Here is a 20,548-nt window from a genome sequence, read left to right on the forward strand (position 1 = left end):
CTATGCCATCGCCACCTTTGAATGTTCCGTAAGAAGTGCATAGAAATGCTTCATTCCCCCGTTATGAATAAAAAAACTGCGCTCGCCTCTTGATATAATTGCTACCCCCAGTGCAGACTCATTACCTAAAACAGGCGTCATACGGGTTAGCATCATCGATTGGGATAATACTTTTTCGAATCTCCCTTAATGGCCAGCTGACACTCAATAATATATTTCGCAAGGTCGGTCGGTGTTGTCCAAAGTCCCGCGGCGGCTTGTTCGGGATAGACATGATATTTTCCAGTTACGGGTTTCCCATTGGCATAATACCCGGTAGCCAGATTCAGCGTATCAGAAATAGGCTGTTCAAAACTACTGTGAGCCATACCGAGGGGTTGTAGTACCGCTTCCTTCATGTATTTTTCATAGGGCTGACCAGTAATGTCCTCTACTATTAATTGCGATAGGGTAGTGCCTCCACCTGAATACTGCACTTTAGTCCCCGGCTCAAACAGCGATCGTACCGCCTTTGTGTTGGCTGGTGAGCGGCCATCCAGTATTTGAGGCAGGGTAGGCAATTCAGTTCCGCGCTCGTAACCAGGAAAGCCATGTACACTCAGTCCTGCAGTATGACTCAATAATTGGTATATATTGATCTTTGTTTTACCCGAATTAGAATCATAAGGGAATTGCCAGCTCTTCAAAAGGGTATTAATATCAGCCCGTGGATCTATTTTCTTTTCTTCCACCAGCTTTAAAATACCCATGCTGTTAAGGCTTTTGCTAATCGAAGCCGCCTGGAAGCGGGTATCGGGGGTGACCTTTCTTTTCGAAGCCTCGTCTGCCCATCCATAACCCTTTGCCCAGTGAATTTGATAGTTTTTAATCACCGCAATGCTCAAACCTTTGATGCCTATTTCTTTCATTCTTTGCTCAAGGTTGAGATCGGGAACGGCGTCACCGTAAATCGTATTGGGCGCAAGGCTGTTTTCTGTTTTTTGAATGGTATCGTTAATGGAAAGCTGGCCTTGGGCTACACTACAAAAAGGCAGTAGCAAACAGAGAACTAAGGATTTCATAGTTGTTTTGTTTTACAAGTGATCTAAGTTAACAGTAAATGCCCGAAATATATTGTCCTTTGTTTTTTACAACCATTGGATATTCGATGGAGGGTAGCTGGAATAATACCTGTCCGAGCTGATTTTAGTTCTATTTTTGCCGCAAATTGTATAAAGCATTATGGGGTATAGCAGTTTGGCGGCATGTGTAGCAGACCTGGAACAAAATGGTCACCTGGTACGTATTAAAGAAGAAGTAGATCCTTACCTGGAAATGGCTGCTATTCACATGAGAGTTTATGATGTGCATGGGCCAGCTCTCTATTTTGAAAATATAAAAGGCAGTAAATTTCCGGCGGTATCTAATCTTTTTGGCACACTGGATCGTTCGCGCTTTATGTTTCGCGATTCATTGGATCATGTGAAGAAGCTGGTGGATGTAAAGATGAACCCCATGTCGGTGCTTAAAAACCACTGAGTTATATAGGCTCGTCTATGACGGCGCTGGGAGCATTGCCCTGGAAGAAGAAAATCAATGCGCCTATATTGTATGGGCAAACTACTATTACAGAACTGCCGCAGGTGGTAAACTGGCCTATGGATGGTGGTGCATTTGTAACTATGCCGCAGGTGTATTCAGAAGATATTAGTCAGCCTGGTATAATGCATGCCAACCTGGGCATGTATCGTATCCAGCTTTCAGGCAATGATTATATTCCTGATAAAGAAATTGGTTTACACTACCAGCTGCACCGGGGCATAGGGGTGCACCAGACAAAAGCCAATGCTTTGGGTAAGCCGTTAAAGGTCTCCATCTTTGTAGGTGGACCGCCGTCTCATCCCTTATCAGCTGTGATGCCATTGCCTGAGGGCCTTTCGGAAATGATCTTTGCCGGAGCACTGGGTAACAGGCGCTTCCGTTATTTTTATGATGAAGAAGGATTTTGTATATCTGCTGATGCTGACTTCGTGATAACCGGAACCGTATATCCCAACGAGAATAAACCCGAAGGCCCTTTCGGAGACCATATAGGCTACTACTCCTTAACGCATCCTTTTCCCCTGATGAAAGTGCATAAGGTCTATCATAAGAAAAATCCCATCTGGTCATTTACCGTGGTGGGCCGTCCTCCCCAGGAGGATACCAGTTTTGGTGCACTCATTCATGAAATAACCGGTTCGGCGATTCCTCAGGAGATAAATGGACTGCATGCCGTACATGCAGTAGATGCAGCAGGCGTTCATCCGCTGTTATTTGCAATAGGGAGCGAACGTTATACCCCTTATCAGAAAACCGAGCGCCCGCAGGAGCTGCTAACCATCGCTAACCAGATATTAGGGAAGAACCAGTTAAGCCTGGCTAAATACCTGTTCATAGCTTCTCATGCTGACGATCCGGGGTTAGATATTCATGACGTACCGGGCTTTTTGGGGCATATGTTAGCACGAATTGACTGGACCCGCGATGTACATTTTCAAACCAATACCACTATCGATACTTTAGATTATACCGGTGATGGGTTGAATGCAGGTTCAAAAGTAGTTTTTGCGGCAGTGGGTGCTCCGCAACATCACTTGGCTAAAGAGCTACCGTCTGATATCTGTTTGCCACAACCGTTTACCCATGCAAAAATGGCTTTACCGGGGGTTATGGTGATAGATGGCGCGGCATTTACAAATTATGCGCAGGAAGCAACGATCATAGAAAACTGGACAAAACATATTACCGCCAAATCCCTTACCGGGATACGGTTGATTGTAATAGCTGATGATGCTGGTTTCACTGCCGCCACGGATGATAACCTGGTTTGGGTTGCATTTACCCGGAGCAACCCCGCTTACGATATTTATGGGGTTGACAGTTTCACAGAATTTAAACACTGGGGATGCCGCGGACCATTGATCATTGATGCCCGCACCAAGCCCCATCATGCACCTGCTTTGATAAAAGATCCGGCTGTTGAGCGAAGGGTAGACCGGTTGGGCGAGAAGGGAGCCTCATTGCACGGCATTATATAAATGTTTATGGGATTGGCCTGCTTTGCGCCGGACAATGGGAATCAGTACGTGTCGGGAAATATTGTGTCGTAAAAATTGACACAACAAAACGTGACACTGATTTTTGTGTCCGATTTTAGCTGTTTTTTAGATTGTGACACAAGGGTATTTGCGTAACTTGTTGTAGATTGAAGCAAATTGTTACCTATGCGAAGCCTGAGAAATACTCTACTATTTACCCAACAGGATATGGCGCTACTATTAGGCGTATCGAGAAGTACTATTACTATGTATGAAAATAGCCGGCGTGGCTTACCGCCGGGCGCAAGTTCAATGGAAACCCTGATAGCAGAATCTTATGCGGCAGCTATTACGGCTCAACCGGCAAAACACAATGAAGCGCAGGAAAGCCATAGTCTTGTAATGTTTAAAGATAAGCTGCTTAAAGAGATAGCGCAATACGAACATGAAATAGAGGTGGGCCAAGAAAAATTGATACTGCTGCAAGATGAACATTTAAAGTTGCAGGTAAAACAGGTAACCCTAACGGGTTTGAAGTCTCGCCTGGAAGCTGGGGCCTCTAAAATAAAACAAGACAGTAAGGAGAAACAGCTCCTGCTCAAACGGATTAAATATGTTGAATATTTCCAGGGCGAGGTTATTTTAATGCTGAAAAAATGCGGTATTCCCGCCCGGTTAAAGCTGCAACATCATCTGGATAGTTTAAAGGCCCAAAAGCGAACAACCGAAAGCACATTGAAACAAATGGATCGCTAAAAAATACAGGGAGATACCTGTATCTGTATCCAGGCAATAGCGAAACATTACTCTACCTGCCACCACGAATAGGAATTAGGAGCGAGCACTACTTTAATTGTTGTTTCATAATTACGGTTAAGTGAATAGCTTTTTGCCGGGCCTTCTTTTTCCCGTATCCGTGCCGTTTGCGTAAGCCCGGTATAATACAATGGTATTTTGATGTCTTTTTCAATCTTTTGATCGGTGGGGTTATAAAGCATCATTAATCCCCTGGTTTTTAGCGCCGGATTCACATGTAGAATACCATCCCAGTCCCGGCCATCTGCCCTGCGAAGATGGATGACGCTTGAATTCAGAATGTCACGATATTTTTATACCAGTTGATTACTTTTATTACTACCGCCTTTGTTCTGTCATTATCATATAATCTTGGACCACGATAACACGCCTGTACACCTGCGCCATAATACTGTATCATGAGCTGTTCGTAATCGGGTAAATGCTCGGACAGTGGTTCCAGTATCGCTTCGGGACCGCCGCCCTGGTAGCGGGTCAGGGGCACAAATCCCCAGCCCATAGAAGGGAGCTTGTCCCAGGTGCCGTCATAAATATTCTGGCGGTTCAATAATTTCTGGTTGCTGCGTGGCAAGCTAAAATTAACTTCCCTGTACCCCAATGCAATTTTGTTGGTACCATCTAAAAAATACCAATCAGGCGCATTAATGTACACACCACGTTTGTTTAACCATTGGTATAAATCCTTCTGTATTTCCATTTGCCGCCACTGGCTATCGTCCAGTCCTTTATGTCCCGGGTGGGTAACAGAGGCGCATCGGTCGCCCGGATAGGGACCATCGTTTTCCCATATATCGAAGCCGGTGGACCTAAAGAAGGTTTTTATTTTATCGCGGTAGCCCAGGCCCCACTTACTGCCAAAGCAGGGTGCATTACCAAAAAATGCACCACCGGGTTTGCCGGTACGTGCATCTATTACATCATCCGCATCGCTTATTTTCCTTGAGCTAAACAGGGAGTAGCCACCTACTTTTATACCTTTCTGATGAGCATAATCAGCCAGGTTTTTCCAGCGCAATAGATTCTCTTTCGAAGTTTCTTCCATATTTATATGGCTTCCAAAACTCAATATCAGTGCTTCATAGCCTGTGTTAGCACATTGGTCAACCGCTGATTTCACTTCCTCATCGGTTTTACTTACCAGGTGCATAAAAATGGGGTTGCCCGTGGTCCAGGGAGCGATAGTACGATACATTTGTTGTATCGACAGCCCACGTCTCTCCCGGTCGTAGCTATCCATAGCGAGCTCGTAAGTTCTCACCGAAATAAAATGGTCGCTTGGCTTCATTTCAATACCGGGCGCATATTCAGGGTACACTTCCAGCAGGCAGGGCGTCTGAAAATTGTAGTTTACCTGCGAAGTGTAGGTGGAGTCAGTTTTCCAGTGCGTAGTCTGGTCACTCAGGTCATAGCGCATAGCATTATTAAAAGCGTAATTGCTTTCAATATAAAGACCCTGTGGTTTTTCATTTGCTCAGGCTTTCCCACCACGGCACTTTGTTCTTCTACCATGCCCAGTACTTCATTAACCACGCGGTCAAGTTGTATTGATTTTAAAGAATTGTTAGTCACGCTAAGCCATTTGCAGATCAGCGGTATGCCATCATATAATTCATAATTAACGGTTACCGTAATACCTTTTAATTCGGCAAGACCGGATATATAGTGAAACTGAACCAGCTTGCCGGTGGCGGGCGAGCGATTAGTGGCCCATACCTTAGAAATGGGATTCAGATAGGGTGGTAGCGCTTTTACTTCGTAACGTAATAATTGAAAGTCGCTGTTGTCTTTTGTAAAATCATTTACCCAGGCAGGAAGCAGGTAGGCGTTTTCTTTCTGCCCGTACAAACCACCCACCCGATGTGTTCGCCCGTTTATAGTTAATATAGCTTCCGGTTTAACGGAGCGTAGCAATTGTTGTCCTGTGCTCATATTGGTATAGTCGATACAAGCCGTATTGGGTGTAATCCGGAAAACTCTTTTTACCAGGCCATTATACAGAACCAGGTCTTTTTATCAGGACTAAGGTATAGGGCTGCTTTCTGTGCAACGGGAGCAAGTAGCCAGTCTTTGGAAAATAATCCGGCCTCCTTGTTCCAGGCCGGTAATGGGGACTGGCTGCGTACAATAAGATTGCAGAAAAAAGCAACAGAACGAACACGACATATTTTTTCATGGCAATTGTTGGGATGGGCAAATATACCGGTTTTACCTGCAGTGCAAAACCGATCTCTTTAAATAGTACGTTTATTTAAAAAGATGAAAGTTGTATCTTAAATCAAAAATGGCCGCACCAATGTCTAAAGAAAGCTACCGGTTAAATGAAGGGATAAAAAGCTCATTTATAGCTTAATTCCTGCTTTAATCGTTTTTTTCGCCTTGTTTCAATTAACAATCAATGCCCGCCTGATTATTGCCTGGGATGTTTTTAGTGTAGTGCTTCTGTTGTTTTACTGGACTGTTTTTTTCAAAACAGATGAGCACAAATTACCCCGGATTGTTGCAACGGAAGACGATGGGGTGAAAATTATATTCTCTATTGTACTGATAGCTGTCTGCGTTAGCTTCCTGGGGGTAATATTACTATTTCAGCTACAGGAGGCAGCACCTAAATATAAATTATTGCAGGCGCTTATTTCTTTATCAGCCATTGTATGCTCATGGACTTTATTACATACGATTTTTACCACCAGGTATGCAGATCTTTATTTTAAGGATCGCAGGAAACGGGATAAGGATGAAGCCACGGAGGCTTTACTATTCCCTTCTCCTGAAAACCCGATTATCTGGATTTTGCTTATTTTTCTTTTGTTATCGGTATGACCTTCCAGGTGTCGGATGTGCAGATCAATTCCAGGACCATCCGGAGATTTGTTTTGCTGCATAGCCTCATCTCTTTTGCATTTAATACCGTTATTGTTGCATTAACTATTAACCTGGTTATAGGAGCAGCAAAATAAAAGGAATCGGGGCCAGCTGTGTAGCTATTAGTTTAATCGGCAAATGCCCGTGTAATTACTACATATAAAATACATTGAATTTATGACCGTCAGGATCAGCAAATACAAATCCGTAGTAACCAGGCCCAAATGCTTCAGGTTCTGAAACAATGGTTCCTCCTGCCGCTTCTACAGTAGTCGCCCAATCATCAACCTCCTCCTTACTATCTGCAGAAAGGGTGAATATGATTTCATTTCCATTTTGGGTATCAATAATAGGGCCTTTGATATTGGGTTCCAGTACATCCTTCAGGAAGAAATGAATGATAAATTTGTCTCGCCAAAGAAGAAGCTGGTTAATTGATCTGACGCACCGTTGGCTTTAAAGCCAAGTTGTGAGTAAAACTGAGTAGTTCGCTCCAGGTCAGCAACACTAAAATTGGCCCATATTTTTTTGTTTTCATACGAGATGATTTAGGGTGGTGGCATATACAAAGGGTCCCGTGAGAAGTAAGACGGGTCATACTTAATAATGCCCCTATGTTTCTACTAAGATAACCGATAAGATTAAGAATACCAGCCCACCCGATGATTTGTAGTTTGGCATCTTTATTGCTTGCAATAGAACAGAACTTTTATCCTTAGAAAATCAATCCGTTAACTATGAAACGCAAGGTTGATGTTGAGCATCGGATGATGCAAAAGGGTATTATTTGGTGAATCAGCATATTACTGGAAGTGAAGCGGGCTTGCCCGCTTTATTTTTTTGGTGTTGATCCAATACCTTCTTTAAGTGGTTATTGCCAATCCTGTTTTATCGGCAGGCGCATAACTTATTGCTTCCTTATCTGTATTTAATTATGAATCTACTGTAATAAATTGCTCCAATTTGCGTTTATATAGTAGTGACGACTAATAGGCCGTCTCCATTCGTAGGATATGAATGACTCCAGTCGTAAAGATTTCGCCAGTCTTCTATTAATACAGAGCCTCTATCTTTTAACAATCTTCCTGTCGAATTTAATTTGCCGGATGGATCAGCCTTTCCGTTATTCCGGGAGATGGCTTTAAATACTTTTTTATGAAACGTATTGTAGTAGTAGATGATGACGAAAATGTTAGAGAGATCTTCCATATTGCTTTTGATGATAGTTATCATGTTAGCAGTTTTGCCAATGGGGACAGCATCTTGAATCGTCAAACAGAAACACCTCATCTTTTTATTATTGACCGCATGCACCCCGGCTCTAATGGTCTTGATCTATGCCGCTTTATTAAAACAGATGCTTTATATAACCAAACACCTGTTATGATTCTTTCGGCCAGGAACAATATAGTGACATTGGGTAAGTCGGCTGGTGCCGATATCGTAATAGAAAAGCCATTCTGCTTAAATTACCTGCAGCAACAGGTGGAAAAATATACATTGTAATTGCATAAGTAGCCTTAGTTCTGTGCAATTCAAATTTTCGCTTATGCTATAATTCCTTTTGTAGATCCTTTTACGCCTGTCGGGAAATCTCCAGGGCGATCGCATCAATTTTTCTTTGTTTGAAACAGAATATATCACTGCTACGCAGCTCAGATAACTGACGAATTATTATGGTAGCTATTAATACGATGCCGCTATGCAGCAATGATCATAATAATAAAAGCAGCATAGCTGCGATATTTTAGTAAAACAATAATCACAAACGGGGTAGAGCTGCATCGCAGCGATATATTAATGATTCATGCATCCGCCCGAGGAAATCTCTACTATTTCCGAGACGCCCCACTTCGGACGGCACGACTTTAGCGAAAAATTGAAATACACCCTTAGTGCTGTTTAGACAGCAACAGTAAACAATAATTTTAATATCTTGCCGGGAATAAAATTGTAAACATTTTAACGATGCGCAAGATAGCCGCCCTTATCCTCACTAACCTGCTCATGCTGACAGGTTTCTCCCAGGAAAAAATAAACTTATATTCGGATGGTCAAATCCCTTTTGCCAAAGAGGGTACAGAAGTGCCAACAATAACCGTCTTTCGCCCCTCAAAAAATACAGCAAAGGGAACAGCTGTTGTGGTGTGTTCGGGTGGCGGATACGGAGGAAGGGCCAATACGGTAGAAGGAATTCCAGCTTGTAAAAAATTGAATGAGGCTGGCATAACAGCTTTCCTTGTAGATTATAGGGTACCCAACGATAAAAAGATGGATCACAAGGAGTGGGTACCGTTGACAGATGCACAACGAGCCATTCAGTACGTAAGAGAAAATGCAAAGCTTTATAAGGTTGATGGTAGCAGGATTGGAATCATGGGCTTCTCTGCCGGCGGGCACCTGGTATCTACCGTAGGTACTCAATTTACAGAGACAAAATTGCAGAATCCCAAGGGGACAAGTTTGCGACCGGATTTTATGATCCTCGTTTACCCGGTGATCAGCTTTGCAGATAGCCTGGCGCATTTGGGTTCCAGGAAAAACCTGGTAGGACCAGATATAACCGCTGAGAAGATCCGTAAATATTCAAATGAGCTAAATGTAACAGAGCAAACACCGCCCACTTATATAACCTCGGGTATGGACGATAAAGTAGTAGACGTGAAAAACTGCCTGTATTTTTCTGCAGCGCTAAAACAGAAAAATGTACCGGTGGAACTGTTCTTATATGAGAAGGGAAAACATGGTTATGGAGTATTCAACAAAGAGGCCCAGCTTCAATGGATTGATGACTGTATTAGCTGGATAAAAAAGAATCTTATAAGCAATAACGACAATCTCCACCTGTATTTTCATGGAATAGTACATATACTAATCCACCCTGTTATTGTTGTATCGTTCATCGGTGCAGCCGTAATCCTATTTACACGAGTATAAATCTTTTTCAGGCGATATTCCTGAAGCGCTTCATCTGCGTGATTCTTATTTTGGATAGGATAACCGATAGTTAATCGCTAACCATATATCTTTTTATTGACTTTTAATGACGCTGTTTTGATGTAGCTGAATCGTTATCTGTTAATAAAGTACATAATTTGTATAGGATAGTGAAATAAAGCGATAAGCGATTGCAATATTTTTGTGCCATCAGATACCATTTTTGTGATGGGTATGAATGTAAAGATTTGCCATAATCATTCTTTAAAATAAATGGGCACTTTGTTGCTGAATGGCTTCTGTAGCTGACAAGATACTCGTGGTTGCAGATGCTTTTACTGGGCATGAAGTAATATGTCTAACGATCAAACAAGAGGGTTAAAACAATATACTAAATATTATACATGAAACAAATAATAGGTGCAGCCTTATTACTGGCATTTGGCATCAGCTCGCATGCCCAAAAAGGCTGGCAATCGCTATTTAACGGAAAAACGCTTGCCGGATGGAACAAGGTAGCGGTGCCGCTAAATATGTGATAGAAGATAATGCTATCGTTGGGGTTACAGTGGTGAATACGCCTAATACTTTTTACTTACCGATAAAACATACAGTGACTTTATCCTGGAGCTGGATGTAAAAATAGAAGACAAAGCTACTAATTCAGGCATCCAGTTCAGGAGTAATTACGATGCTTCAGCAGCCAATGGCAAAGGAAAGGTTTCCGGATATCAATACGAGCTGGATCCTTCGCCGCGCGCCTGGACAGGAGGTATATATGATGAGGCACGCAGGGGATGGCTGTATCCTCTTGACCTAAATGATGCAGCAAGATCGGCCTACAAAACGGGGCAATATAATAAAGTGAGAATTGAATGTAAAGGTGTAGTAACGCAAACCTTTATCAATGGTACACCTGCAGCCATTCTGGTAGATACAGTGAATACCAGCGGATATATAGCATTACAGGTGCACAGTATTGGAGCCAGTAAGATTGGAGGACAAAAGATATACTGGAAAAACATTAGGGTTAATACCAGCGATGTAAAGTTATCGCCTGTTAAAAATGTTTATACGGTTAATAATATCCCCAATAATTTATCGGCCCCTGAAAAAAGCCAGGGTTGGTCTTTGTTATTCGACGGAAAAACCACGAAGGGGTGGCGGAGTGCTAAAGGCAATAGTTTTCCTTCAAAAGGATGGGGCATCGAAAACGGGGAGCTTAAAGTACTCTCTTCCGATGGTGCTGAATCTACGAATGGCGGAGACATTGTAACCAATAAAGAGTATGCGGCATTTGACCTTACGTTTCAATTTAAATTAACACCCGGTGCCAATAGTGGCGTCAAATATTACGTGACTTTAAAAGAACAGAGTGGAGGATCCGCCATTGGCCCCGAATACCAGATATTGGATGATAAGCTGCACCCCGATGCCAAATTGGGAAAAGAGGGTAATCGTACGATGGCCTCGCTATACGATCTTATTGCATCTAAAAAAGACCCCAGGGCTTTCAAGGCCATTGGTCAATGGAATACAGGACGAGTACTGGCGCAAAAAAATGGCCAGGTTACTTATTTTTTGAATGGAATACCGTTGGTTGAATTTGTAAGAGGTTCAGCAGATTTCAGGAAGTTAGTAGCCGGGAGCAAATATAAGGACTGGAGTCATTTTGGTGAAGCAGCCAAAGGTCATATTCTTTTGCAGGACCATGGCAACGAGGTGAGTTTCAGAAGTATAAAGATCAGGGATTTGTCGAAATAGCCGACTGGTAAAAAATTGTAAATCAGTAAATGTTATATTTAAATGGGTTCAATAAAAAACAATAATAGCCGGCGTGATTTTATAAGAAAAACATCGCTGAGCGCCACAGGACTTATTCTGCTGCCATCATTTCTAAAAGCATCAAAGGGCCTGATAGCAGGCGCTAATGAAAAAGTGAATCTAGCCTGCATAGGGATTGGAAACAGGGGTGGCGAAATTATTGGAGAATTCGGTAAAACGGGGCTGGCCAATATTGTGGCCTTATGTGATGTGGATATGGGCGCTCCTCAAACCGTTAAAGTGATGAACATGTTTCCTGCCGCCAAAAGATTCCAGGATTTTAGAAAGATGTTTGATCAAATAGGTAGCCAGATAGATGCTGTTTGCATCGGCGTGCCCGATCATTCTCATTTTCCCATTACCATGCATGCGATGATGCTGGGAAAACACGTATATGTTGAAAAGCCCCTGGCACGTACGTTTCGCGAGAACGAGCTGTTAATGAAAGCGGCCAGGAAATATAATAATATAGTGACACAAATGGGTAACCAGGGGCATTCGGAAGCCAATTATTTTCAGTTCAAAACCTGGGTTGAGTCCGGCATTATTAAGGATGTGACGAATATTACCGCACACATGAACAGTCCGCGTCGCTGGCATGGCTGGGATCCTGCTATTAAAAGCTTTCCCGCGATGGAGTCTACTCCGGCCAGCCTGGACTGGGATTTATGGCATAGCGCTGTACGAAAACAACATAACTATAACAAAGATTTTGTCAACGGTCAATGGCGATGCTGGTACGACTTTGGCATGGGGGCATTGGGCGACTGGGGCGCTCATATACTGGATACCGCGCACCAGTTCCTGGACCTGGGTCTGCCGGAGGAGGTCAATTCATTGAAATCAACCGGTCACAATAATTTTTTCTTTCCCATGTCTAGTACCATCGAATTTAAGTTTCCTAAAAGAGGAGATAAGCCGCCTGTAACGATTACCTGGTACGATGGCATTGATAATCTCCCACCCATACCTGAGGGCTATGGCGTTTCGGGACTCGATCCCAATATACCACCACCAAGCACCGGTACCATGGAGCCGGTTAAACTGAATCCCGGTAAGATCATCTACTCTAAAGACCTTACGTTTAAAGGTGCATCACATGGTAGTACCTTGTCTATTATTCCGGAGCAGAAAGCTAAAGACCTGCAGTCGCAGCTGCCGCAGGTGCCTCAGTCAACTTCCAATCATTATAAAAACTTTTTACTGGCCTGCAAGGGGTTGGAAGAAACCAGGTCTCCCTTCGAAATAGCGGGCCCGCTGAGCCAGGTTTTTTCGCTTGGTGTATTAGCACAGCAAACAAACGGGCAACTGAAGTTTGACAGGGCTAAAAAGAAAATAACCAATCACAGCATTGCCAATTCCCTCCTCGAAGGAGCTCCTCCCAGGAAGGGTTGGGAACAATATTATAAGGTTTAAGTCATTTTACGGGCGATAGCATTTAAAAGCACTTTCTTTGGAACTCACGGCGTACCTGGTTATCATACTGATAATCGGGTACGCTTTTTATAAGGCAGGCCCGCAGGTTTTAAATCTGAGAAATAGCCTGGCTGATTCAACGCCATTCAGGAACTAACCAGCCTCTCATTATTCGACCTTATTGCTTAAAAAACGTTTGCGATAATCTTTGGGTATCAGTCCATGAATCTTACGAAAGTGCCGATAGAAGTTGGACAGGTTATCAAAACCGCTTTTGTACCCTATTTCAGAAATGGAAAATTGATTTTCGGTGATCAGCTTGCAGGCATGCGCAATCCTCACTTCCGTCACATAGTCGGTAAAAGTTTTTCGTGTATGGGTCTTAAAATACCTGGAGAAGGCGGGTACACTCATATTCAGCTGTTGGGCAATGGTGTCCACATATATTTTTGCTTGAAGTTTTTTAAGATAAACTCTATTGCCTGCGTGATCTTTTGTGTTTTGTCATTGCTCCTGGCCGAAAAATCAAAAGTTAACAGTTGTTCCAGTTCCTTGCTTTCAGAAAGAATGATCAGCATTTCCAGCAGGCTGACCAGGCGCTGCGGCGGTGTCTCATCCCGCATAGCATAGAGTTTGCTGATAATAATTTCTTTGGTGGTCCCCTGTATTTCCAAAACATAGCAGCACCTTTCGAGTAGTGTTTTTACCTGCTTCATTTCAGGTATCAGCAAAAAATCTCTACCCAGGAAGTCTTCAGTAAAGTGAATAAAAATAGACTGCGCAGAAAGTGTATGTTTCTGATGATAGAATACATCATCATTCCTGTAAAAATGAGGAACCTGTGGGCCTATCAGGCAGAGATCCCCATCCTCAAAACGGTTAACATTATCACCTATAAATCTTGTTCCGGTACTCTTGTCTATTAGTACCAGCTCGAATTCTTTATGAAAATGCCACTGCATGGGGAAAAATTCCATAATGAGCTCTTTATAGATGAAGCTGGCATCAGGGTTTACAGGCAATTTATGGAGCTGAGGTTTCAAATCAATCGTTTTTATCAGGAAAACAGGTGTACGGTGTAAAAATATTTGTTTTGTATGTTAAGCAGTCAATATATTGCCGTTTATTGTTAATAAAGTATACAATTTATGCAAAATAGTGAAGGAAACGGGTGTTCTAAAAAGATATTTTTGTCTTCCAATAACGATACTTGTTCCTTAATTGTTAAAGCGATTTTTTTGTCATCAGTAATACAATCCATTGAATTGTATTAACAACCAAGAGTAAATTTTTATGAAGAAAAGATGTCTGCAGTCCGGCTCCGGAAGGGCTCTTTTATTGATGTGCCCCGGATGGATAAAACTATTCCTGCTGTTTATAATGGCACTCAGCATTGAATCATTGCATGCCAATGAACCCGCTCCCGGCTTCGTTAATGTCTGGTTGCCATTACAGGTGTCAGGTAAGGTAATGAGCGATGAGGGTAATGATCTTGCCGGTGTGAATATACTGGAAAAAGGTACCAGTAACGGAGTGGTTACCGACAGTAGTGGCGCATTTACCATTACAGTAAAAGATGAAAAAGCCGTGCTGGTATTTTCAGCTGTGGGTTTTGTTACGCAGGAAGTGGTAGTAAAAGATAATAGCGCCAAGTCGATTGTGCTGGTAAGAGAGCAAAGCAATATGGATGAGGTTGTGATCGTGGGTTTCGGTAAACAGAAGCGAAGCGATATGGTAGGCTCGGTAACTTCCATCAATGCGGAAGAGTTTAAGAAAAATCCATCAAGTAACCTTACTACCGCATTGGCGGGAAGAGTTGCAGGTATTATCGCCTATCAGCGAAGTGGTGAACCTGGCCAGGATAATGCCGATTTCTTCATCAGGGGTGTTACCACGTTTGGCTACAAAGTTGATCCGTTGATCCTTATCGATAACATGGAAGTAACTACTACACAGCTGGCGCGCTTAACGCCTGATGATATCGCCAGTTTTAGCATTATGAAGGATGCCACGGCTACGGCAGTATATGGTGCCAGAGGTGCGAATGGCGTGATTCTGGTTACCACCAAGCAAGGCCGCGAAGGAAAAGCTGTTTTATCCTTACGGGCAGAGAATTCTATATCCACACCCACTACCAATGTGGAGCTTGCCGACCCGGTAACGTTTATGAAACAATACAATGAAGCGGTATACACGCGTACACCTCTGGGACAGTTGAATCCCAACACCGTATTATATTCTGATGAAAAGATCATGAATACCGAATTGGGAGTCAACCCGTATGTGTACCCCGCTAATGACTGGCGCAAGATGATGTTTAAAGATTATGCTATGAACCAGCGTATGAACATGAATATAAGTGGTGGCGGTGGTGTAGCGCAATATTTCGTTTCGGGTACCTTTAATAAAGACAATGGCGTTCTAAAAGCCGATCAGCGCAACAACTTCAATAACAATATTGATCTGAAAAGCTATTCGCTTCGTTCCAATGTTAATATCAAAGTAAACAAAACAACTGGTCTGGTAGTACGCCTGAGTGGTAATTTCGATGATTACACCGGACCCATTTACGGAGGGGCTGCCATGTATGAAAGGGTAGTGAGATCCAATCCTGTTTTATTCCCCGCTTATTTCCCTCAGGATGAGCAAACGCAATACATCAAGCATATTATGTATGGAAACTTTGGTAACGGGGATTACCGGAATCCTTATGCTGATATGACCCGTGGGTTCAGAGATTATTCAACTTCTACCATGGCTGCACAACTCGAACTGAAACACGATTTCTCTTATTTAACAGAGGGGCTTTCATTCGAAGCGATGATGAATACGAACCGCTATGCCTATTTTGATATGTTGCGATCTTATAACCCGTTTTACTACACCTTGAATGGCTATGATAAGTTTACTGATACCTATGGGATCAGCAATCTGAATCCGGCCACGGCTACCGAATACCTGAGTTATGAGCCGGGCGATAAAGTAGTGAATTCAACCTTCTATATGCAGTCGATGCTGAACTATAAACGCACGTTTAATGAAAAGCATGGCCTGAGCGGCCTGGTGGTATTTATGATGCGCGAGTACCTCAATGCCAATGCTTCTGATCTGCAGTTATCATTACCTTTCAGGAACCTGGGCGTATCAGGCCGCGGTACTTATTCTTACGATAATAAGTATTTCCTCGAATTCAACTTTGGTTATAATGGTTCCGAGAGGTTTCATAAATCCAAAAGGTTTGGATTCTTCCCTTCGGCCGGTATGGCGTGGACCGTTTCCAACGAGAAGTTTTTTGAACCAATAAAAGACGTGGTAACGAGCCTGCGTTTAAGAGCCACTTATGGTTATGTGGGTAACGATGCGATCGGATCACCACAGGATCGTTTCTTTTTCTTTCCAATGTTAACATGAATGATGCAGCCCGCAGAGCTATTTTCGGAAGAGATCAAACCTGGTCGGCCAATGGTATTTCTTTGAGCCGGTATGCCAATGAAGACATTACCTGGGAAACAGCTGCAAAACAAAACTACGCTATAGAGTTAGGCTTATTTAATAAGATCAATATCCAGGCTGATTTCTTTTATGAGTACCGGAATAATATTCTCATGACAAGAAGTTATGTACCGGTTACTATGGGACTTTCAGCACCTATACGCGCCAACGTGGGAGAAGCCTCCAGCCAGGGTGTGGATATATCACTGGATTATAAACATAACTGGAATAGCGGCTGGTGGCTGACCGCAAGAGGTAATTTTACTTATGCTACCAACAAGTATCGCAAATTCGAGGAACCTCAATACACTGAACCGTATCGTTATAAAGTAGGCAACTCTATCAATCAATGGTATGGATACATTGCAGAAAAACTCTTTGTAGATGATTACGAAGCTTACAACTCGCCCGCCCAGCCTTTCGGTGAATATCGTGGCGGTGATATTAAATACCTTGATGTAAACAGGGACGGAAGAATATCTGAAGCAGATATCGTTCCGATCGGTAATCCTGTTGTTCCTGAAATAGTTTATGGCTTTGGGTTTTCTTTGGGTTATAAAAGCTTTGATTGCTCGGCTTTCTTCCAGGGCTTAACCAATGAATCGTTCTGGATAGATGTAGCCAAAACCTATCCTTTTGTGGATCAGACGCAGTTGCTGGGTGCTTATGCCAATAGTCATTGGTCAGAGGATAACCAGGATGTGTATGCGCTTTGGCCAAGGCTAAGCACCACCATTATTAACAATAATACACAAACCAGCACCTGGTTTATGCGCGACGGTACTTTCCTTCGTTTAAAGCAGGCAGAGCTCGGCTACACATTACCTGCTAAACTGCAGAGCAAGATCAAAACTACCAACTTCCGCATATTTGTTAATGGTAGCAATTTGCTCACCTTCAGCAGGTTTAAGCTCTGGGATGTAGAAATGGCCGGTAATGGGCTGGGCTACCCGGTACAGCGGGTTTTTAATATCGGACTTAACGTGAATTTTTAGAAGCATCAATAAAGGAAATTGTTATGAGAAATAAAAGACCTATCCATCATATTTTCGGATTAGCGTTGTTGCTGATCCTGGTTTCGGGGTGTAAAAATACCTCGATGTGGTGCCGGATAATATAGCCACCCTCGATAATGCATTTACTGTAAGAACGCAGGCGCAAAAGTTCCTGGCAACCTGCTATTCTTATATGCCGCGTAACGGCGATTTCGGGTCTGATCCGGCTATGCAGGGAGGCGATGAGATATGGCGTATTATTACCAACGGAGGAAATATGTTCAACATAGCCAGGGATTAATGAACGCTACCAATCCTTATGGAGATAACTGGCAGGCGATGTACCGGGCTTTAAGAGATTGCAATATTTTTTAGAGAATATCGATAAAGTGCCCGATATGGAAGCGCCCGAAAAAGCACGCTGGGCCAGTGAAGTGAAATTTTTAAAAGCTTACTATCATTTTGTACTGGTAAGAATGTATGGGCCGATACCACTGGTAAAACAAAACCTACCCATTTCGGCTACACCGGAAGAAGTGAAAGTGATGAGGGATCCGGTAGATTCCTGTTTCAACTATATTACCCAATTGATTGATGAGTCAGTAGAATACCTGCCTGTCGCTATCAACGACCCCATGAATGAGCTCGGAAGAGTGACGCTTCCCATTGCACTCTCTATTAAAGCGAAAGTACTCGTTACTGCCGCCAGCCCTTTATTTAATGGCAACCAGGACCAGGTAGACCTGAAAAATCCGAACGGAGCAGCCTTATTCAATACGACTTACCAGGCTTCCAAATGGGAGCGGGCGCTGCAAGCTTGCAAAGAAGCGGTAGATGTATGTGAGAGCGCTGGTTACAAACTTTACATGTTTGCGCCAACGGTTGGTGTCAATAATCTGTCAGATACCATTTCAACACAAATGAGTATCAGGAATTCGCTGTGTGAAAAATGGAACAGTGAGATTCTTTGGGCCAATACACAAACCAATTCCAGCAGTGTACAGGTTTTGGCCACTACATTTGTTGATCCTTTATTTTTAGATAACTGGCCATTGAGAGGGGAGCTCTCACCACCTATGAAAATTGCAGAACAGTTTTATAGTGCCAATGGTGTGCCCATTGAAGAAGATAAATTCTGGGACTATAGTTCGAGATATGCTTTAAGAGAAGCTACAGAACAGGATCAGCTTTATGTAAGACGAAACTACTTAACGGCCCGTCTTCATTTTGACAGGGAGCCGCGCTTCTACGCCGACCTGGGTTTTGATGGCGGAGTTTGGTATGGGCAAGGGAAATACGATGACGCCAAACCCGATGAATTGTTTTACCTCGAGGCTATGGGGAGCCAGCGTAATGGCAGTAACCTGGCAGACAGAGGGACCATTACCGGCTATTTTATCAAAAAATATGTACACTTTCAAAATGTGATTGGTGCAGGTACTGCTTATTCAGTTACTAATTATCCCTGGCCCATTATGCGGTTGGCCGATGTATACCTCCTGTATGCAGAAGCCTTAAATGAGGTAAATGGTCCGGGCGAAACCGCTTTTCGTTATATAGACCTGGTAAGGGAAAGAGCCGGACTGAACGGGGTTGTGACTTCCTGGGCAACCTATTCTAACCAGCCGGGTAAACCGCAATCAAAAGAAGGGTTAAGAAGCATTATTAAACAGGAACGATTGATTGAACTGGCTTTTGAGGGACAAAGGTTCTGGGATCTGAGGCGGTGGAAAGATGCTGCGTCTCTTCTTAATCAACCCATTGTTGGATGGGACCTGAAGCAGAAAGTCCCCTCTGCCTATTATCGTCCTAAAGTGATCTTTGATCAGCGCTTTGGTACCAGGGATTATTTCTGGCCCATAAAAGATGAATATATATTAGTGAACAGGAATCTGGTGCAGAACACCGGTTGGTAAACAAATCTGTGAATCGTATAACTAGGTAATATGAAAAGTAGAAATGATATATTAATAACCTTATTGACAATGGCTGTTGTGCTGATAGCTTCCTGTGCTAAAACAGAGCGATTGGACCACCTGGACATGTCCAAGCCGGCGCCTGCCCAGGTATTTGATGTAGTAGTGCAGCCTACGCCGGGTGGTGGCATTATAAAATATAAACTACCGGATGATGTGAATCTTTCTTATGTAAAAGCTGTATATGAATTGAGGCCAGGTGTTGTTCAGGAAGCGAAAGCTTCCAGGTATTATGATACCATTCGGGTAGAAGGTTTCGGACACATGCTGGACCATAGTATAAAGCTGATCAGCGTGGGACGCAATGAAAAAGAATCAGACCCGTTAGAAATAAGCGTAAGGCCACTTACACCTCCGGTATTGTCTGTTTTTGCTACGATTGATCTTTCAGCAACTTTTGGGGGTGTAAAAGTAGCTTTTGAAAATCCCAGCAGGGAAAACCTGGCTATTGTGGTAATGTCTGATTCAACAGGCAAAGACACCTGGGCCCCCGTTACCACGTTCTTCACCAGTAGTCCTAAAGCTGCTTTTTCGGCAAGGGGCATGGCCAATAAGGAAAGAAGGATTGGTCTTTTTATAAGGGACAGATGGGGCAACCGTTCAGATACATTGGTTAAAAACATAACGCCTTTACCGGAAACATTTATATCAAAAGCCAATTTCAAGCTGGTGAAGCTTCCAACAGATACCTGGCAAAATACTTTTAACTATAACATAGAAAAAATATGGGATGGCGTCACCAATAACTCGGAAAACGTATGGATCGTTTCAGCTACTTATGCCGTACCTCAATGGTTTACGCTGGATATGGGCCTCACAGCTACATTCAGCCGGATGAAGGTTTACCAGCGCAGGGCTTATCCCTATATCGCACCCATGATCAAATCATTTGAAATTTATGGAAGTAACAATCCCGATCCCGATGGCGGATGGAATAACTGGCGACTGATGGGTTCTTTCACTTCTGTAAAACCCTCAGGCCTGCCCTTTGGATCTACCACTGCCGAAGACGTGGAGTATGCGGTAGTTAATGGAGAAGATTTCGACTTTGAACCGGTAAATACCTTCCTGCAAGATATATACGTTTTAAAACATTAGAAACCTGGGCACCCGGCGGCGGGGTACAAACTTCCGAAATTTCATTCTGGGGTGAAGTAAATTAAACTGTTTA

Annotated in this window: 22 protein-coding genes and 1 pseudogene; 15 read left to right on the forward strand and 8 right to left on the reverse strand. The window is 43.1% G+C overall.

The features are described 5' to 3' along the window. Together MKP07_RS24000 and MKP07_RS24005 are read right to left on the reverse strand one after the other, a co-directional pair. Complete coding sequence (locus MKP07_RS24000) at nt 1–156, reverse strand: hypothetical protein (protein ID WP_240849585.1); 156 nt, start codon at nt 154–156, stop codon at nt 1–3. After that, nucleotides 153–1,061, reverse strand: coding sequence for a serine hydrolase domain-containing protein (locus MKP07_RS24005; protein ID WP_240849586.1), 909 nt, complete (start codon nt 1,059–1,061; stop codon nt 153–155). Before MKP07_RS24005 ends, MKP07_RS24000 begins: the two co-directional genes overlap by 4 nt. A gap of 160 nt (nt 1,062–1,221) precedes the next feature. Between MKP07_RS24005 and MKP07_RS39400 the strand changes: the two genes are divergently transcribed. The 3 genes from MKP07_RS39400 to MKP07_RS24015 all read left to right on the forward strand — a co-directional run bounded on the left by MKP07_RS39400 (nt 1,222) and on the right by MKP07_RS24015 (nt 3,815). Next, on the forward strand, nt 1,222–1,518 hold the full coding sequence (locus MKP07_RS39400) for a UbiD family decarboxylase (protein ID WP_262919447.1): 297 nt from the start codon (nt 1,222–1,224) through the stop codon (nt 1,516–1,518). Nucleotides 1,519–1,535: 17 nt separating this feature from the next. After that, the gene (locus MKP07_RS24010; protein ID WP_262919448.1) at nt 1,536–3,059 is read left to right on the forward strand and encodes a UbiD family decarboxylase; all 1,524 of its coding nucleotides are present in this window, start codon (nt 1,536–1,538) and stop codon (nt 3,057–3,059) included. Between the two features lie 186 nt (nt 3,060–3,245). Continuing rightward, a complete protein-coding gene (locus tag MKP07_RS24015) occupies nt 3,246–3,815 on the forward strand; it encodes a helix-turn-helix domain-containing protein (protein WP_240849587.1) in 570 nt (189 codons plus the stop codon). Between the two features lie 47 nt (nt 3,816–3,862). On the opposite strand, the gene MKP07_RS24020 is transcribed toward MKP07_RS24015, so the two are convergent. The 3 genes from MKP07_RS24020 to MKP07_RS24030 all read right to left on the reverse strand — a co-directional run bounded on the left by MKP07_RS24020 (nt 3,863) and on the right by MKP07_RS24030 (nt 5,804). Further along, on the reverse strand, nt 3,863–4,060 hold the full coding sequence (locus tag MKP07_RS24020) for a hypothetical protein (protein WP_240849588.1): 198 nt from the start codon (nt 4,058–4,060) through the stop codon (nt 3,863–3,865). A gap of 89 nt (nt 4,061–4,149) precedes the next feature. Then, nucleotides 4,150–5,289, reverse strand: coding sequence for a hypothetical protein (locus MKP07_RS24025; protein ID WP_240849589.1), 1,140 nt, complete (start codon nt 5,287–5,289; stop codon nt 4,150–4,152). After that, entirely contained in the window at nt 5,274–5,804 is a 531-nt protein-coding gene (locus MKP07_RS24030) for a hypothetical protein (protein ID WP_240849590.1), read from the reverse strand. The genes MKP07_RS24025 and MKP07_RS24030 overlap by 16 nt, the downstream gene beginning before the upstream one ends. A gap of 504 nt (nt 5,805–6,308) precedes the next feature. On the opposite strand from MKP07_RS24030, the pseudogene MKP07_RS24035 reads away from it, so the two are divergent. After that, nucleotides 6,309–6,832: pseudogene (locus MKP07_RS24035) on the forward strand (DUF1345 domain-containing protein). A gap of 58 nt (nt 6,833–6,890) precedes the next feature. On the opposite strand, the gene MKP07_RS24040 reads toward MKP07_RS24035, so the two are convergent. Continuing rightward, nucleotides 6,891–7,172 (reverse strand): VOC family protein, encoded by a 282-nt coding sequence (locus MKP07_RS24040; protein ID WP_317236089.1) that lies wholly within the window; start codon nt 7,170–7,172, stop codon nt 6,891–6,893. Between the two features lie 720 nt (nt 7,173–7,892). On the opposite strand from MKP07_RS24040, the gene MKP07_RS24045 reads away from it, so the two are divergent. From MKP07_RS24045 to MKP07_RS24060, 5 genes are all read left to right on the forward strand, one after another. Next, nucleotides 7,893–8,243 (forward strand): response regulator transcription factor, encoded by a 351-nt coding sequence (locus MKP07_RS24045; protein WP_240849591.1) that lies wholly within the window; start codon nt 7,893–7,895, stop codon nt 8,241–8,243. A gap of 462 nt (nt 8,244–8,705) precedes the next feature. Then, the gene (locus tag MKP07_RS24050) at nt 8,706–9,674 is read left to right on the forward strand and encodes an alpha/beta hydrolase (RefSeq protein WP_240849592.1); all 969 of its coding nucleotides are present in this window, start codon (nt 8,706–8,708) and stop codon (nt 9,672–9,674) included. A gap of 404 nt (nt 9,675–10,078) precedes the next feature. Further along, entirely contained in the window at nt 10,079–10,213 is a 135-nt protein-coding gene (locus MKP07_RS39405; RefSeq protein WP_262919450.1) for a hypothetical protein, read from the forward strand. A 103-nt stretch (nt 10,214–10,316) separates the two neighbouring features. Next, on the forward strand, nt 10,317–11,438 hold the full coding sequence (locus MKP07_RS24055) for a 3-keto-disaccharide hydrolase (RefSeq protein ID WP_240851039.1): 1,122 nt from the start codon (nt 10,317–10,319) through the stop codon (nt 11,436–11,438). Between the two features lie 42 nt (nt 11,439–11,480). Then, nucleotides 11,481–12,914, forward strand: a complete 1,434-nt coding sequence (locus MKP07_RS24060; RefSeq protein ID WP_240849593.1) for a Gfo/Idh/MocA family oxidoreductase — start codon at nt 11,481–11,483, stop codon at nt 12,912–12,914. Nucleotides 12,915–13,082: 168 nt separating this feature from the next. Here MKP07_RS24060 and MKP07_RS24065 read toward each other — a convergent pair whose 3' ends face one another. Further along, nucleotides 13,083–13,355: a helix-turn-helix domain-containing protein gene (locus tag MKP07_RS24065; RefSeq protein ID WP_240849594.1), complete on the reverse strand. Its 273-nt coding sequence runs from the start codon at nt 13,353–13,355 to the stop codon at nt 13,083–13,085. Further along, entirely contained in the window at nt 13,331–13,957 is a 627-nt protein-coding gene (locus MKP07_RS24070) for a cupin domain-containing protein (RefSeq protein WP_240849595.1), read from the reverse strand. The genes MKP07_RS24065 and MKP07_RS24070 overlap by 25 nt, the downstream gene beginning before the upstream one ends. 250 nt (nt 13,958–14,207) lie before the next feature. Here MKP07_RS24070 and MKP07_RS24075 point away from each other — a divergent pair, with 250 nt between their 5' ends. From MKP07_RS24075 to MKP07_RS42885, 6 genes are all read left to right on the forward strand, one after another. Then, nucleotides 14,208–16,325, forward strand: coding sequence for a SusC/RagA family TonB-linked outer membrane protein (locus MKP07_RS24075; protein ID WP_240849596.1), 2,118 nt, complete (start codon nt 14,208–14,210; stop codon nt 16,323–16,325). Then, nucleotides 16,322–17,401 (forward strand): SusC/RagA family TonB-linked outer membrane protein, encoded by a 1,080-nt coding sequence (locus MKP07_RS24080; RefSeq protein WP_240849597.1) that lies wholly within the window; start codon nt 16,322–16,324, stop codon nt 17,399–17,401. The genes MKP07_RS24075 and MKP07_RS24080 overlap by 4 nt, the downstream gene beginning before the upstream one ends. 106 nt (nt 17,402–17,507) lie before the next feature. Beyond that, a complete protein-coding gene (locus MKP07_RS24085; RefSeq protein WP_240849598.1) occupies nt 17,508–17,702 on the forward strand; it encodes a hypothetical protein in 195 nt (64 codons plus the stop codon). Between the two features lie 58 nt (nt 17,703–17,760). Then, complete coding sequence (locus MKP07_RS24090; protein WP_240849599.1) at nt 17,761–19,317, forward strand: RagB/SusD family nutrient uptake outer membrane protein; 1,557 nt, start codon at nt 17,761–17,763, stop codon at nt 19,315–19,317. 30 nt (nt 19,318–19,347) lie between these two features. After that, complete coding sequence (locus MKP07_RS24095; protein ID WP_240849600.1) at nt 19,348–20,475, forward strand: DUF4959 domain-containing protein; 1,128 nt, start codon at nt 19,348–19,350, stop codon at nt 20,473–20,475. Continuing rightward, a complete protein-coding gene (locus MKP07_RS42885) occupies nt 20,457–20,540 on the forward strand; it encodes a hypothetical protein (RefSeq protein WP_394803692.1) in 84 nt (27 codons plus the stop codon). The genes MKP07_RS24095 and MKP07_RS42885 overlap by 19 nt, the downstream gene beginning before the upstream one ends. Nucleotides 20,541–20,548: the final 8 nt, after the last annotated feature.

Source organism: Paraniabella hibiscisoli (genome assembly GCF_022512515.1).
Taxonomy (GTDB): Bacteria; Bacteroidota; Bacteroidia; order Chitinophagales; family Chitinophagaceae; genus Niabella; species Niabella hibiscisoli.

What these genes read in the sequence shown, in the direction of transcription:
- MKP07_RS24000 (WP_240849585.1), bottom strand. Translation starts at nt 156, where the DNA reads ATGATGCTAACCCGTATGACGCCTGTTTTAGGTAATGAGTCTGCACTG.
- MKP07_RS24005 (WP_240849586.1), bottom strand. Translation starts at nt 1,061, where the DNA reads ATGAAATCCTTAGTTCTCTGTTTGCTACTGCCTTTTTGTAGTGTAGCC.
- MKP07_RS39400 (WP_262919447.1), top strand. Translation starts at nt 1,222, where the DNA reads ATGGGGTATAGCAGTTTGGCGGCATGTGTAGCAGACCTGGAACAAAAT.
- MKP07_RS24010 (WP_262919448.1), top strand. Translation starts at nt 1,536, where the DNA reads ATGACGGCGCTGGGAGCATTGCCCTGGAAGAAGAAAATCAATGCGCCT.
- MKP07_RS24015 (WP_240849587.1), top strand. Translation starts at nt 3,246, where the DNA reads ATGCGAAGCCTGAGAAATACTCTACTATTTACCCAACAGGATATGGCG.
- MKP07_RS24020 (WP_240849588.1), bottom strand. Translation starts at nt 4,060, where the DNA reads ATGATGCTTTATAACCCCACCGATCAAAAGATTGAAAAAGACATCAAA.
- MKP07_RS24025 (WP_240849589.1), bottom strand. Translation starts at nt 5,289, where the DNA reads ATGCGCTATGACCTGAGTGACCAGACTACGCACTGGAAAACTGACTCC.
- MKP07_RS24030 (WP_240849590.1), bottom strand. Translation starts at nt 5,804, where the DNA reads ATGAGCACAGGACAACAATTGCTACGCTCCGTTAAACCGGAAGCTATA.
- MKP07_RS24045 (WP_240849591.1), top strand. Translation starts at nt 7,893, where the DNA reads ATGAAACGTATTGTAGTAGTAGATGATGACGAAAATGTTAGAGAGATC.
- MKP07_RS24050 (WP_240849592.1), top strand. Translation starts at nt 8,706, where the DNA reads ATGCGCAAGATAGCCGCCCTTATCCTCACTAACCTGCTCATGCTGACA.
- MKP07_RS39405 (WP_262919450.1), top strand. Translation starts at nt 10,079, where the DNA reads ATGAAACAAATAATAGGTGCAGCCTTATTACTGGCATTTGGCATCAGC.
- MKP07_RS24060 (WP_240849593.1), top strand. Translation starts at nt 11,481, where the DNA reads ATGGGTTCAATAAAAAACAATAATAGCCGGCGTGATTTTATAAGAAAA.
- MKP07_RS24075 (WP_240849596.1), top strand. Translation starts at nt 14,208, where the DNA reads ATGAAGAAAAGATGTCTGCAGTCCGGCTCCGGAAGGGCTCTTTTATTG.
- MKP07_RS24080 (WP_240849597.1), top strand. Translation starts at nt 16,322, where the DNA reads ATGAATGATGCAGCCCGCAGAGCTATTTTCGGAAGAGATCAAACCTGG.
- MKP07_RS24095 (WP_240849600.1), top strand. Translation starts at nt 19,348, where the DNA reads ATGAAAAGTAGAAATGATATATTAATAACCTTATTGACAATGGCTGTT.